Here is a 14444-nt window from a genome sequence, read left to right as displayed (position 1 = left end):
TCAGATTTCTCAGATCATCCGGATTATGTTACACGGCTTCGTCTGCTGGCCGAATTTGCCAGGGGCAGCGATCGACAGCATCTTCGGAATGTCCGTAATTTTTCTGCGGCATCGATCCGGATTTGCAGTCGCCAACTCGTGTGAATCGATGTTCTTCCAACCTCGGAAGTCGACGACGTGGGGTTCAATTGTCTTTTCGATGGCAGCGAAGCCCTTGGCACCTACGGGCAGGTCGCCAGCTTTGAATTGCGTGATGATAGCTTCGGCAACGGCTTTCGCCTCTCGTCGGTTCTCGGCGACGGTCCCTTTGCCGTTCCGACTTAACCAGCCCGTGCGGAAAACATTCTTTCCCCGCCAGTCTTCGACGTTGCCGGTAGCAGCCTCGCAATGTTTATTCGCAAACCCGGTCGCAGTAATGATCGAGTCGACCTCAAACTCCGAGGGAAGGTCTTGTGTACTCCGACGGACCGTCAGCAGACTTCGGTCGCCGGTCTTCGAAACGCAGAGAGGATCGGCTTCAAAGTGGAATGTCACACGGACGCGACTGTCCGAGACGCCATCACTCGCTTGGCTTCCATTGAGGTGCTGCGAAAGGAGCTGATACCGTTGGCAGCCTTCCAGCGCCTCTCTCAGACCGGTCGCGCCAATGGTTACGGACGGCAGGTGCAAGATCTCCTTCAGCATCGATAGGTCGAATTTCGCGTTAGAGACCGGCGAGCGCCCGAATACGTCGATAGAGCGAATACGCTTGCCACGGAGCTCGGAGAGACGTTTGTCATCAACGTCGGAACCTTGGAAATTGTGTATGGGCTTTGACAGTATCCGGATAATGTCCATGGCGACATTTCCATTTCCAACAACTGCTAGCCGTTCGCCAAGCGGCGTCAATGCGCCGTTCGGAAAGAGTGGCAAACCGACTTCTGGGTGGCCGTTCAGCGCCTTGAGAATCGAGCCCGCCCCAAGCACTCGGCTGCTTGGGTCAACCTCTGCAGTCAGTCCTCGATCGCTATTCAAACCGGTCGCAAGAACGACGATATCGAAACTGGAAGCGAGTTCTTCGAAGGCAAGATTTTTCCCGACTGCAACGTTTCCCGCAAAGCGAACGTTTTCGCGTTCGAACAACCGATCAAATTGGGCAGCGACCGCCTTCGTCCCTTGATGGTCGGCGGCAACTCCATAACGAAGCAGACCATACGGCACCGGCAAGGCTTCGAAAACGCAGATCTCGGCGTGGGGCCATTCCTTGCGAAGGAATTGAGCCGTGTAACAACCGGCGGGGCCACTGCCGACGATCGCGATACTGGGCTGGAACTCGACCAATATATCCTCCTTCGACAAAAGCAAACTAACGTGTGTTAGCTTGGGAGAGTAAAAGCAACTTCCGTGCCAAAACCTTCAACGCTTACATTCTGGCGAAAGTCGCGTCTGTTTCAGCGACGCCTGCACATTAATCCGGCAGAATCCGAGGTTGTGCTCATTCATGTTGCTTGGCCGTCACTACCCGCTCGACATGGCATCTGCGGAGCGGTTTTCCGCAGCGCAAGATTAGCTCCGCTAGGCTAGAATGACGTGAAAGTGTCTCAGCACCGGCTCCTCCATCCGCTGCAGATAAACTCGCTTACTCGATGCGGTCGACCCTCAACGACGCATCCGAGCACGCTATATGATCCAAGACCATAGAATTAAATGGTGCCAGATGCATGCCGGATCCTGCCAACAAATACGTCGAAGGGGACAAACTTCCTTTGGTGAGCCACCGACGCAAATCGCCGGAACGTTGCCACACGTAATCTCCTGTCACTTTTCTCGTAGTAGTTGGCACGATCAGCTGAGCTTGCGATCCTTCACCGCAGTAAGATGGGGACTGATCAACCAGGACCAGAAAGACATCCCGATGCAAACTGCAACGTTTCCGACGGCAAGACACCGGCGGCTTCGCAGAAGCGAGGCGCTCCGCAGCATGGTCGCCGAAAACAGCGTGACGATGAACGATTTGATCTATCCAATCTTCGTCGAAGAGGAAATCACGGAAAGAGCTGAAATCGAAACGATGCCGGGCGTTTACCGTGTGCCCGAGGGTTTACTACACGACGAAATTACTGAAATCCATCGGGAGGGTGTAAAAGCCATCATGATGTTTGGCGTCTCCCACCACAAATCCGAGGATGGACATGACACCTGGGCGGGCAACGGTCTGCTTTCAAGAATGGTCCGGACCGCGAAGAACGCAGCGCCGGAGCTCATCGTTATTTCCGACAACTGCTTTTGCGAATACACCACTCATAGCCACTGCGGGGTATTGCGCGACGGCCAGATCGATAACGACTTAACTATTAGAAATCTGGGCCTTCAAGCCGTGGCCGCAGCGCGCGCCGGAGCCGATATGGTCGCACCCTCGTCCATGATGGACGGTCAGGTGGCCTCGATGAGGGCAGCGCTGGATGAGGCTGGGTTCTCAGATATTCCGATTATGGCCTATTCTTCAAAATTCGCGTCCAGCTTTTATGGCCCTTTCAGAGAGGCCGCTGGTTCCAAACTGAACGGAGACCGGAAGAGTTACCAAATGGGTCATCTCAACGGCCGTGAGGCGTTGCGTGAATCACTGCTCGACGAAATTGAGGGCGCGGACTTGCTTATGGTCAAGCCCGGCCTCCCTTATTTGGACGTCCTCAGCCGCCTTCGTCAACACACTCTCCTCCCTCTAGTTGCTTATCAGGTTAGCGGCGAATATTCGATGATCAAGTTCGCTGCGAAAGCAGGGGCGATCGATGAAAAAATGGTCGTTAGAGAGACCCTTGGCGCGTTCAAGAGGGCCGGAGCAGACCTCATTCTGACCTATTTTGCCAGAGATGTCGCGCGGGAAGGCTTTTGACCACGAGTCAACATCCTTGCGAGTAAAATGCGTAAGCAACGGGAACCAAAAAGGGATTCCTGCTATCGGATTAGGCAGAACCGTAGAAGACGCCGAAACGCGTCATGATAGCTGAGGGGATCGCACACCGCTTCACCAAGCCGATCATATCGAATTCAGCCTTTCAGAGAAAGACTGAATGATGACTACCGTTGATGCGCTCCGACCATGAAGGCAATGGAAGCATCTAGCCCAAAACGGCCGCACCAAGCACACGGCAAGAACCTAAATGCCGAGTTGTGCGGCAGCTTCGTCGAGTGATCTGTCCAAAGCGTCAACGATCATGTCAACTTCATCGGGTGTGATGATCATTGGCGGCGAGAACAGCACAGCGTCGTCAGTCGGTCTGGTTATCACGCCGTTAGCCTGCATACGCTGCGCGACCATCGAACCGAGTTGACCGACAGTTTCCAAACCGATCTTTTCGCGCTTATTTATGACAAGCTCAACACCTGCGAGAAGCCCAACTCCACGAACTTCGCCGACAAGCGGGTGATTGAGGAATTCGTTGAAACCTCGCCGAAGTCTTTCACCCATTCTCGCAGCGTTCTCTGGAAGATCCTCCTCCTCAATAATGCGGATCGTTTCAAGTGCAACAGCAGCAGCTACTGGATGGCCACACGTAGTAAAGCCATGCCACATGCCGCCATACTTTACACTTGCCTCATAGATCGGCCCCAGTACTTTCTCATTCATTACGAATGCAGCGAAGGGAATATACGATGATGTCAGTTGCTTCGAGTAGACCATCACATCGGGTCTTAAATCGCAGCTCTGGGTCCCGAACATTTTCCCGGTACGACCAAAACCGCAGATGACTTCGTCAGCAACGAAGAGAATGTCATACTTCTCGAGAACGACCTGAATCTTTTGCCAGTAGGTCTCCGGCGGCACGATGACACCTCCGCCTCCCATGATTGGCTCGCCGATAAAGCAGCAAATCGTTTCCGGTCCTTCAGCCAGAATGGTATCTTCAAGTTCCTTGGCGAGACGCGTGGCAAACTCCTCTTCCGTTTCTCCAGGCAGTCCTTCACGATAGAAATGCGGACAGGTTAGACGTACCACGGGCAGAATCAGATCATGGCCCCAATGGTTGGCATCTAAGCCGGTCAGATTGTTGGACGCGATGGTTGCGCCGTGATAGGCTCGCTTTCGTGCGAGTATCTTCTTGCGGTCGGGCTCGCCCATGGCATTCGAACGTTGCCACAAAAGCTTAATAATAGTGTCGATCGCCTCGGATCCCGACGCGTTAAAGAAGGCCTTGCTCATAGGCACAGGCGACATCTCGACTAGCTTTTCGGCCAGGTCGATAATCGGCGGCGTCGATCGATGGACGAATGTGTGGTAAAAAGGCAAGTTGTCGTATTGTTTTTTTGCGGCAGCGCCGAGGCGTCGCTCGCTAAAGCCAAGGCCGGCAGACCACATACCCGACATGCCTTCGAGATAGCGATTTCCTGCAGTGTCATAGACGAAAACGCCCTCACCTTTCTCGATGATGAACGGGCCAACTTCCCGGTGCTTAACGTGGTTTGTGTGTGGATGGAGCATATATCGAATATCTCGTGCTTCCAAAGAGTTGACGGGAATGTTGGCGCTCACGTTCTCTCGCTCCTGCTCTTGGCTCGTGGGATGAACGGTGGCCGAGAGCGCCGGGGTCAGGCAAGGGCGGCGCCTGCCATTTGATACGGCAAATCGGACATAGTCGACCTAGGTGAAGCGATCAGACGAGAGGCTCCAAACCGAAGACGAGGTCTAGGACAGCCCCTCAACATTCAATCTAGAGAAGCGTAACAGCCGGCGTTGGAGCTTGTATGCCACTCTAGTAAAGAAGCGCAGTCCGCAGTTCGAGCTTATTGTTTGGCCATCCTATTGGTCCCTGACTACCCTTCCAAAGTTGACTTGATGCGACACGAGCAGCGACGGAGTCAGCCGACAACCTGCTGAAAATTCCGACTCTTGATCAGGTTGTCGATATGAAGATCCGGCACGAACATATCCCGCGGCCGAAGCCCTGGCGGCGGCCGGTCGCGGGAATTGACATCGTGCGGGCCGGAAAATCGCTTTTCGACCGCGGCCTGACTTTCGGCTCGACTGGCAACATCAGTGTGAAGATGTCGGGCGGACGGATGCTGATGATACCCACGAATGCTTCGCTCGAGCCTGAACGCCTTTCGCTCTTCTCCGCAGAGGGCGTCCATCTCAGCGGAGATAAACCGACCAAAGAGGCATTCCTTCACCGCTGCATGTACTGCGCGCGGCCGCACGGCAAGGCCGTTGTCCACCTCCACTCAACATACTCGGTGGCGGTCAGTATACTGAAAGACGTCGATGAAAAGGATGTGCTGCCTCCCCTGACCGCCTATTGCGTGATGCGGGTCGGCACCCCTGCCATTGGTGCCCTACTTCCATCCCGGAGACGAGAAGCTGGCCACGACGGTACAGGAGGCCGCCGCGACAAGCAACGCCGTCCTCATGGCGAACCACGGACCCGTCGTGGCTGGGAGGTCGCTTGAGGAGGCGCAGTACGCGACTGAGGAGCTGGAGGAAACCGCGAAACTGTTCCTGATGCTTCATGGCCGGGAACTGAGACCGTTGACTCTGGCTCAGCGCGAAGACATCACCAAGTCCATTTAGATGCTTGGGCGTTGAGGGCGGCTCAACGGCGCGTTGAGGACATTTCCTTTTGGGAAGGCGGCGCACGCCTGTAGGGTCCCGATTTATCGAGACCTGATTTCCTGACTCCCGGAAGTCCCACCTCAAAGCTCGCCATGACCTACAACCCAACTCGGCACCCCAGCCGTGCGGAATTCATCGCACTTATCGCCGCCCTCACAGCTCTCAACGCGCTCGCGGTCGACATCATGCTCCCGGCGTTCCTGCCATGGGCAAAGCCCTCGGAGCATCTGTCGTAACTGTCGCATGGTCAGCCTCTTTGCTGGCATCGAATTCTTCTCGCTTAGCGGGAGGCTTGATGCCAAAGTTGCTGACCCAGGGGTATCCTCCGAGCCGGAAACCGGCCGGATTTTGATTGGAATCATGGCCGGCTTCAAATCGGAAACCGCACGTAGCCCCAGGCGAGCCAGTAGGAGCAGGATTGCACGGTTCCGCAAGCGCCCTCTGGCGAATTGATCCCAGGATGCAATGACGCGTTCGACATCAGCGGCTGCAAGATACCGCGGCAATGACAAAAGGCGCCAGTCTCCACCACCAGATGGAGGATCATACCGCTCCCGCCGGCGGTCAGATCGAGCTTGTGGCCGTATTCGACGTCGCGACTGACTTTGACGATGATATCGGTATGGGGCTCTAACAGGCTACAGATTCTCGCCCGCCGGCACCTTTTCGCCGACCACGACGTGCCACTCGTTCATGACCATTGCAGCCGCGCGCCGAGGCGGAGTCCTCCAGTGGAAGGCCAACTCCTGACAGTTCAGTTGTCGGTATTGCCCCAGCAGCGTGCAGCGCAAGATCGCCTCCGCCGGCAGGCCCTGGCGTCCAGTCGCCTTGACGCTGTGCCGGCGCATCGTGCCACCAAGCCAAAGCAGATTGCGATGATTTGGGCACCGATGCCACCAGGGCATCGCTGGCTGGATTGTTGACGGTGATATCGTCTCCGCTTTCTGCGTCCTACCATTCCCCGGCAACTAGCATTAGGTACGCAGATGCGACGGATCGTTGAGTGTCACCATTGTCATTGGAATGTCCATTATTCGACGGCGATCATGCCTGGGCAATCAATAGCTCAAGCACGCTTCTTGCCGCATGTCCGAACTGCACGGGACGCCGCGCCAGGCGGTCGACGTTCACATGGACGAAAAAGCCCTCGGCCGCGGCGGTCTCGTCGTCGTTGCGAAAGAGCCCGATCTCATACCGGACGGACGAATTTCCGAGCTTGGCAACGCGGATTCCAGCCGTGACCACGTCCGGGAAGGTCATTTCCGCGTAGTAGCGGCACCCTGTTTCGACAACTAGGAAGATCTCCGCTCCACCTTTGATGTCCAGCACGCCTTTTTCGACCAGGAAGGCATTCACCGCCGTATCAAACAGGCTGTAGTGGATGACATTATTCATGTGGCCGTAAGTGTCATTGTCCGACCAGCGGGTTCCGATGGCCCGGAACACCTTGTAGTCGGCCCGCTTACTGGGTCCCGTACGCTCAGTCATCACCAGGCCGCCTTGTAGATAGTGAGGGCGTCCGCTTCGTTCACCTCCCTGGGATTGTTCACGAGGAGCCGGGTCTGCTTCATCGCGTCCCGCGCCATTCCGGCCAGGTGCTCTTCGCCGATGCCCACATCCCGCAACCGGGGTTGCAGTCCGAGTCGCGCCGACAGTTCGGCAAGGCGCTCGACGAAGGCCGCGCAACGCTGCCCGGTATCCTGTTCGCACGTGAGATCCGGAAAGGCATCGGCAGCGATTTCGGCGTAGACGGAGGCGGCCACCGGCGCATTGAAGCGCAAGACATGCGGAAGCACGAGCGCGTTGGAAAGCCCGTGCGGAATATGGAAGGTCCCGCCGATCGGATAGGCGAGCGCATGCACGGCGGCGACCGGTGAATTGGCGAAAGCTTGGCCCGCCAGCATGGAGCCGAGGAGCATCGCGCCCCGCGCCGCCCGATCCTTCCCGTCAAAGACCGCCTTCTCGATATTCGCGCCCAGCAACTGGAGCGCCTGCCGGGCCAGCATCCTGGAGAGCGGATTGTTGTTCGCGTTTCTGGAAGCATAGGCTTCGATGGCATGCACCATCGCATCGATGCCGGTGGCGGCCGTGATCGACGGCGGAAGGCCGAGGGTCAGGTCCGCATCGAGGATCGCGATGTCGGGCAGGATGATCGGCGATGAAACGCCGCGTTTCTCATCACCACTCACCGTGATGATCGAGACTGGCGTCACCTCCGAACCCGTTCCCGCCGTCGTGGGCACGAGCGCCAACGGCAGCCGAGGTCCCTGGGCGTTGCCGACGCCCCATGCGCCATCGATATCTTCGCCCGAACCGCAGAGGAGCGCCACGACCTTCGCCACATCCAGCGACGAACCGCCGCCGAAGCCGATCACGCCTGTCACGCCCGCGGCTTTCGCCACCTCGACCGCGGCCTCGACCGTCGTAAGCGAGGGGTCGGCCTCGACCGCATCGAATACGGTGACCGCAACTCCCGATCCCGAGAGGGAGGCGAGCGCGGGGTCGCATAGGCCAAGCTTTCTGAGACCGCCGTCGGTGACAAACAGGATGCGCTCGCCAAATTTGGGGCCGAGCAGGCCGCCAACCTCGGCGGAGGCGCCGGGGCGGAAGACGATCTGGCTCGTCGTACTGAACACAAAGGGATTCATGGTTTTCTCCTATGCCTTTCCTGCGTCACGCCGCAGGAAGGCTTTCGCGAAGTTTGACCCGCAAGATTTTTCCCGACCCCGTGCGCGGGATCTCTGCCACGACGTAGACGCGGTCGGGAACTTTGTAAGCAGAGAGACGCGCCTTGCAGTGCCGTATCAGATCCTCCTGATCGAAGGCCTGCCCTTCCTTGACGACGACGCAGGCGACGGGGACCTCTCCCAGCATGGTGTGAGGCATCCCGATCACCGCGCAGTCCATGACCGTGTCGTGCAGCAGGAGGATCGTCTCCTCGACCTCGGCCGGCGCGATGTTCTGCCCGCCGCGGATGATCAGTTCCTTGAGTCGGCCGGTGATCGTGAGGAAACCGTTGAGATCGGACTTCGCGAGATCGCCGGTATGATACCATCCGTCAACGACGGCTTTTTCCGTCTCCAGCGGCTTGTTGTGGTAGCCCTGCATCAGGTTCGGACCTTTACAGATCAATTCGCCCTCGACGCCCGCCGGCACATCAAGGCCTGTTTTCGGATCCACCAGACGGACCGTGAGGCCCGGAACCGGTAGCCCGCAGGAACCAGGAACACGCCATTTCCCAGGCCAGTTCATGGTCACCATCGTCGATGTTTCGGTGATGCCGTAACCATCCAGAAGCGGAACGTCGAAAAACGCTTCAAAGTCGCTGTTCAGCGTTCCCGGCATGATCGCCCCCGCCGAGACGCAAAGGCGGACGGACGACAGCAGCCTTTCTCCGCTCGCGTGGCAGGCCGACAGGAAATAGTGGAAGACCGTCGGAACCCCCGGCATGAAGGTGAAGCGGCCTGTCCGAAGAAGCTCCGTCGCCTGAGAGGTCGAGAACTTCTCCATAATGTATTCGCTCGCACCCGTCGCGATGATGGAGAGAACCGCGATATTGAGGGCATAGGAGTGGTAGAGAGGCAGAGTGTTGAGAACGATGTCGTTCTTGTTCAACCCCGCGATCGGCGCCCAGCATGCCGCCGCCACCCAGAGCATGGAGCGCGTCGACAGCAGGACGCCCTTGGGCTGGCCTGTCGTGCCGGATGTATAGACTATGAATGCCGGGCGATCGATGTCCTGGTCATCCTCGAATGCAGCCGCCCGCCCCGCTGCGCCAAAGCCGGTCTCCTCGTCCGCGGCAATCACAACGGGTGGTTTGTCGGAGCGCTGCAGCAACGCGTCCACGATAGGCTGCTTTTCCGGTGGCATGATCAGGAAGACGCATCCCGCATCGCTGATGCGGTAGGCGATTTCGGCCTCGGTCGCCTCGATGCTCACCGGAACGGCGGTCCCTCCTGCCCGCACGACGGCAAGGCAAGCGACGACCCAGTTCACTGAGTTCGGCAGAAAGATCGCGACGGTCTGGCCTTTCCTGAGACCCAGCGCAACCAAGCGCGACGCCAGGTCCTCGGTCTCACGATCGAGGGCGTCATAGGAAACCGACCGCCTCCTGTCCTCGAAGGCCATTTTCCCGGAATACAGGCGCGCATTCCGCCGAAGGATTGCTCCAACCGGCGCGATAAGCTCGAAGTGTATCATGTTATCCTCCCGCTTTTCCGGTTAGACCATGCAGAAACCGCCGTTGACACTGATCACCTGGCCGGTCACCCAGGACGATGCTTCGGAAGCCAGGAAGGTCACCATCGGCGCCACGTCATCGGGCCTGCCGATGCGGCGCAAAGGATAGGCCTTCACGATCTTCTCACGGTTCTTCTCGAGAAACTCCGGATCGGAATGGGACGTCTCGATCAGGCCGAGCGAAACCGTGTTGACCGTGATGTTGTTTCGGCCGAATTCACGGGCCAGCGATTTGCCGAGCGCGATTGTGCCGCCACGCGCGGCCGCGGCCAATGCGAGATTGGCTTCGCCAATGCGGGAGCTGTCACCGACAAGGTTGATGATGCGGCCGAAGTTCTGCCCGATCATCAGCCGCGCAACGGCGTGGCAGCAATTGATCGCGCCGTAGAGGCATACGTCGATTTGCTTCTTCCATTCTTCAGGGGTCGAGTCGACGAACCGCTGATATTTGACGTATCCGGCGTTATTGACCAGCACATCGATGGTTCCAAAATCCCCTTTGACGGCGGCGACCATCGCCTTTACCTGTTCGTTTTCACCGATATCGGCCTTGTAGGCCTTGGCCTTTCCGCCGGCTGCTTCGATCGAAGCAACCACCGAATCCGCCTCGGCCTGCGAACGGCTGTAATTCACTGCAACGATGGCGCCTTCCGCCGCGAGAGACCGGGCGATATCTCCGCCGACATCTCTTCCGCCGCCGGTCACCAGCGCCACCTTGCCATTCAGATTGGTCTGCATTTCACGATCTCCTTGATAAGTCTGACGGCTGCAGCGCAGCGCGATCTATTGCGGCCCCTTCCATGGAGACGAAGTCGGGTCATTTCCCCAGAAACCTGGGCGGACGCTTGTCCTTGAATGCCTGCCGGCCTTCGATGTAGTCCTCGCTCGCGCTCGCCTCGTCGATTAGCCTGCCAGCCGCGGCGTGATCCAGCGCCCCGCGTGCGCAGCCGTTGAGAATGAACTTCGCGCCCGCAATCGTGAGGGGTGCGTTTTCAGCCAGCTCCGCGGCCCGGTCATGCGCGGCAGCAAGAGCATTCTCCGCAACCTGATCGATAAAGCCGATATCGAGAGCCCGTCCGGCATCGAAGCGACTGGCCGAGAAGAGGATGCGCTTCGCTTCCGTCACACCCACGAGCGCGTAAAGTTTGCGGGTCGCGGAGACGCCATAGACGATCGACAACCGGGCCGCAGGAATTCCGAAGACCGCATTGTTCTCAGCGACCCGGAAATCGCAGGACATGGCCAGATGCGCCGCACCGCCGAGGCAATATCCCCGCAGGGCGGCGATCGTCGGCTTGGAAACCTGGTAGATCGCATCCCCCGCGGCATCGACCGCCAACTCATAGGACTTGCTGTCCTCGAGCCCGCCGCGCACCACGTCAAACTCGCTGATGTCGGCGCCAGCCGAGAAGTCATCACCGGCCCCCGTCAGGATGATCGATCGAACCGACGGGTCAAGGTCGAAGGCGCGGAACAGCTCCGCGAGCTGCCGCCACATTGCATAGGTAACGGCATTCCTGTGCCCGGGGCGGCTCAATGTGACCACCGCAACCCCGCCCTTATTTTCAACGAGAATATCGCTCATTCGCCTGCCCTCGGACTGCAGTTCAGATGGTGATACGCGCAGTCCAGTCCCTTGCACGAAGAAGCGCCCGGCTCCGTCGCCGGGCGCCGTTGCGTCAGTTCTTCACGAGCGGGCACTGGCTTTCCGAAAGCGGCCGGAAAGCGTCGTCGCCCGAAATGGTGGTGACGAGCTTTAGGATGTCCCACTCACCCGTGGATTCGGCCGGCGTCTTGACCTGATAGACGTACATGTCGTGCACCATCCGGCCATCCTCGCGGATCTTGCCGTTCTTGGCGAAGAAGTCGTTGATCGGCGTTTCGCGCATCTTTGCCATGACTTTCTGGGCATCGGTCGTGCCGGCGGCCTCAACGGCCTTCAGATAGTGCATGGTCGAAGAGTAATCCCCCGCATCGCCCATATGCGGCGGGCGGCCGACGCGCTCTTCGAAGCGCTTAGAGAACGCCCGCGTCGCATCATCGCGATCCCAGTAGAAGGCGTTCGTCAGGATCATGCCCTGCGCGGTCTCGAGGCCGAGCGAATGAACGTCGGTATCCCAGACGAGCAAGCCCGCAACCGTTTTGCCGGATGCGGCAAGACCGAACTCGGCCGCCGACTTCACCGCATTGATGAAGGTCGTGCCGGATCCCGCCATGGCGACGACCTGCGCCGGCGAAGCCTGCGCCTGCAGCATGAAGGCGCTGTGGTCGGAAGTCTCGATCGGATAGCGCACGGAGCCGGAGACCTCGCCGCCATTGTCCTTGACGATCTCTGTCGCATCGGCCTCCAGCGCATGTCCGAATGCGTAATCGGCTGTCAGGAAGAACCAGTTCTTCATGCCCTGCAAGATCAGCTGGTTGGCGGTCCCGTTCGCAAGCGCGTAGGTGTCGTAGGAATAGTGGATGCTGTTCGGCGTGCAGCCGTCGTTCGTCAGGCGGGACGAGCCGGAGCCGTTGACGATCGCGATCCTGTCCTCGTCCTTGGCGACCTGCGTGACAGCCAGCGCGATGCCGGAATTGATCAGGTTGTTGATCATCGTCACGCCCTGCGATTCATACCACTCGCGCGCCGTGGACACCGCCACCTCCGGCTTGTTTTGGTGGTCGGCCACGATGACCTCGAGCGGCCGGTCGAGAACCTTGCCGCCGAAATCCTCGACCGCCATCTTCACGGCGGTGATCGCCCCCTCGCCCGCCTCATGCGAAAACTGGCCGCTGACGTCGGTCAGCACGCCGATGCGAACAGGCGCGGCATCCTGCGCCCCGGCAGACATGGTCATGGCCCCGACAGCCGCGACGCAGGACAACAGCATAAGCTTATTTTTCATCGCTCTTCCTCCCGAATTCGGCACCTGAGCTCCTCCCAGATACCCGATACTGAACTTGCGTTATCATACTTAAATTAAGTTGATCGCTTCATATTGTGCGCAGAAACAGTCATTGTGTAGCAAGGTAAGCAGGTTTCTGCACAAAGCGCAAGCTTGCATTATTAGACTTTGTGTGTTTTTCTGATCCTGCCGACACTGACAATGGGAGGGAGAGCCGGACCATGCGGCCACCCTGGGAAAACAAAGTCGGCAGAGGAGGAACCGTGCTGGATAGCGCACCCATCATCGAAGCGCGTGCATTGACGCGCACTTTCAGCGGCTTCGTCGCCGTCAAGAATGTCGACCTGAAGATTCGCGCCGGCACGATCCACGCCCTGATCGGGCCGAACGGCGCCGGCAAGAGCACGCTGTTCAATCTCTTGACCAAATTCCTGTCGCCGAGCAGCGGGCAGATCCTGTTCAAGGATCGCGACATAACGCAGATGGCGCCCGCCAACATCGCGTGCCTGGGCCTCGTGCGGTCGTTTCAGATTTCATCCGTGTTCCCGCATCTCAGCGCGCACGAGAATGTCCGGGTCGCTCTGCAGGCCCGCGCGAAAGAAACATTCGCATTCTGGAAATCCAATGCGACGCTCCGCCGCTTCAACGAGGAAGCGGCCAGACTGCTCGACAGCGTCGGCCTTGCGGACCGGGCGCAGACGAAAGCCGCCGAGCTGTCCTACGGGCGAAAGCGCGCCCTTGAACTGGCCACCACATTGGCGCTCGAGCCCGAAGTCCTGCTTCTCGACGAGCCGATGGCGGGAATGGGCACGGAGGATATCGGCCGGACGGCCGCCCTGATCCGCAGCGTCGGAAAGGGGCGAACGGTACTGATGGTCGAACACAATCTCGGCGTCGTCTCCGACCTGTCGGACCGGATCACGGTGCTGCGCCGCGGAGAGGTCATCGCGGAAGGAAGCTATGCCGACGTTTCCGCCGACGGCGAAGTCCGCAAGGCGTATATGGGAGGCAGCCATGGCTGAGGCTCCCCTCCTCGACGTCAAGGGCCTGGAGGCCTGGTATGGCGAAAGCCATGTGCTGCATGGCATCGACTTCGATGTGCGAAAGGGCGAAGTCGTGACGCTCATCGGCCGCAACGGCGCCGGCAAGACGACGACGTTGCGCAGCCTCATCGGCGTCGTTGGAAAGAGACGCGGCGCCTGCATCTATAAGGGCGCCGACCTCCTGAAGGTCGCGCAGCATAAGGTTGCGCGCCTCGGCATCGGCTATGTGCCGGAAGAACGCGGCATCTTCTCCTCGCTCACTGTGCTGGAAAATCTCCTGTTTCCGCCGGCATGGCAGGCGGGCGGCATGGCGGTCGACGAAATATACGGCCTTTTTCCGAACCTGAAAGGGCGGGACAGCACATCGGGAACGCGCCTGTCCGGCGGCGAACAGCAGATGCTGGCCATCGGCCGGATTCTCCGGACGGGCGCCGATTTCATCCTGCTCGACGAGCCGACCGAAGGCATCGCCCCTGTGATCATCGAAGAGATCGGCGCGGCCCTGCGCATCCTCAAGGACCGCGGCATGACGATCATCCTCGTCGAGCAGAACCTTCGTTTTGCGGCATCCATCGCGGATCGCCACTACGTGCTCGACCAAGGAAAGGTCGTCGACGAAATCTCCAACAACGCACTCGACGCCAACATGGACCGGCTGAACAGATATCTCGGAGTCTGATCCATGAC

The 14444-nt window shown here is 58.9% G+C and carries 11 protein-coding genes and 5 pseudogenes; 5 read left to right on the top strand and 11 right to left on the bottom strand.

Translation table 11 applies throughout. The features are described from left to right. Positions 1–9: 9 nt before the first annotated feature. Positions 10–1320: an FAD-dependent oxidoreductase gene (locus tag QM996_RS32065; RefSeq protein WP_334142191.1), complete on the bottom strand. Its 1311-nt coding sequence runs from the start codon at positions 1318–1320 to the stop codon at positions 10–12. A gap of 574 nt (positions 1321–1894) precedes the next feature. On the opposite strand from QM996_RS32065, the gene hemB reads away from it, so the two are divergent. After that, a complete protein-coding gene (gene hemB, locus QM996_RS32060) occupies positions 1895–2872 on the top strand; it encodes a porphobilinogen synthase (RefSeq protein WP_334142189.1) in 978 nt (325 codons plus the stop codon). A 264-nt stretch (positions 2873–3136) separates the two neighbouring features. Here the strand turns inward: hemB and QM996_RS32055 are convergent, their stop codons facing one another. After that, the gene (locus QM996_RS32055) at positions 3137–4459 is read right to left on the bottom strand and encodes an aminotransferase (protein ID WP_334142277.1); all 1323 of its coding nucleotides are present in this window, start codon (positions 4457–4459) and stop codon (positions 3137–3139) included. 425 nt (positions 4460–4884) lie between these two features. On the opposite strand from QM996_RS32055, the pseudogene otnC reads away from it, so the two are divergent. Further along, a pseudogene (gene otnC, locus QM996_RS32050) lies at positions 4885–5545 on the top strand (3-oxo-tetronate 4-phosphate decarboxylase). A gap of 134 nt (positions 5546–5679) precedes the next feature. Further along, positions 5680–5810 (top strand): annotated as a pseudogene (locus tag QM996_RS32045) (MFS transporter); the annotation flags it as partial. 160 nt (positions 5811–5970) lie between these two features. Here QM996_RS32045 and QM996_RS32040 read toward each other — a convergent pair. From QM996_RS32040 to QM996_RS32000, 9 genes and pseudogenes are all read right to left on the bottom strand, one after another. Continuing rightward, positions 5971–6108, bottom strand: a pseudogene (locus QM996_RS32040) (tyrosine-type recombinase/integrase); the annotation flags it as partial. Beyond that, a pseudogene (locus QM996_RS32035) lies at positions 6105–6267 on the bottom strand (ISNCY family transposase); the annotation flags it as partial. The pseudogenes QM996_RS32035 and QM996_RS32040, both read right to left, overlap by 4 nt. Positions 6268–6295: 28 nt before the next feature. Continuing rightward, positions 6296–6495: pseudogene (locus tag QM996_RS32030) on the bottom strand (ISNCY family transposase); the annotation flags it as partial. Between the two features lie 136 nt (positions 6496–6631). After that, entirely contained in the window at positions 6632–7075 is a 444-nt protein-coding gene (locus QM996_RS32025; protein WP_334142187.1) for an acyl-CoA thioesterase, read from the bottom strand. Continuing rightward, positions 7075–8235 carry an iron-containing alcohol dehydrogenase gene (locus QM996_RS32020; RefSeq protein WP_334142185.1) on the bottom strand — a complete coding sequence of 387 codons (1161 nt, stop codon included), beginning with the start codon at positions 8233–8235 and terminating at the stop codon, positions 7075–7077. The genes QM996_RS32025 and QM996_RS32020 overlap by 1 nt, the downstream gene beginning before the upstream one ends. Before the next feature lie 25 nt (positions 8236–8260). Beyond that, positions 8261–9787, bottom strand: a complete 1527-nt coding sequence (locus QM996_RS32015; RefSeq protein WP_334142183.1) for a class I adenylate-forming enzyme family protein — start codon at positions 9785–9787, stop codon at positions 8261–8263. A 21-nt stretch (positions 9788–9808) separates the two neighbouring features. Next, positions 9809–10564 carry an SDR family NAD(P)-dependent oxidoreductase gene (locus tag QM996_RS32010; RefSeq protein WP_334142181.1) on the bottom strand — a complete coding sequence of 252 codons (756 nt, stop codon included), beginning with the start codon at positions 10562–10564 and terminating at the stop codon, positions 9809–9811. 79 nt (positions 10565–10643) lie between these two features. After that, on the bottom strand, positions 10644–11411 hold the full coding sequence (locus QM996_RS32005; RefSeq protein WP_334142179.1) for an enoyl-CoA hydratase-related protein: 768 nt from the start codon (positions 11409–11411) through the stop codon (positions 10644–10646). 94 nt (positions 11412–11505) lie between these two features. After that, the gene (locus tag QM996_RS32000) at positions 11506–12714 is read right to left on the bottom strand and encodes an ABC transporter substrate-binding protein (protein WP_334142177.1); all 1209 of its coding nucleotides are present in this window, start codon (positions 12712–12714) and stop codon (positions 11506–11508) included. 221 nt (positions 12715–12935) lie between these two features. Between QM996_RS32000 and QM996_RS31995 the strand changes: the two genes are divergently transcribed. Both QM996_RS31995 and QM996_RS31990 read left to right on the top strand, forming a co-directional pair. Then, a complete protein-coding gene (locus QM996_RS31995) occupies positions 12936–13736 on the top strand; it encodes an ABC transporter ATP-binding protein (RefSeq protein WP_334142175.1) in 801 nt (266 codons plus the stop codon). Then, positions 13729–14436, top strand: coding sequence for an ABC transporter ATP-binding protein (locus tag QM996_RS31990; RefSeq protein WP_334142174.1), 708 nt, complete (start codon positions 13729–13731; stop codon positions 14434–14436). Before QM996_RS31995 ends, QM996_RS31990 begins: the two co-directional genes overlap by 8 nt. Positions 14437–14444: the final 8 nt, after the last annotated feature.

The organism is Sinorhizobium chiapasense (genome assembly GCF_045277575.1).
GTDB lineage: Bacteria > Pseudomonadota > Alphaproteobacteria > Rhizobiales > Rhizobiaceae > Ensifer > Ensifer chiapasense_A.
This window is presented reverse-complemented; position numbering and strand designations above follow the sequence as displayed.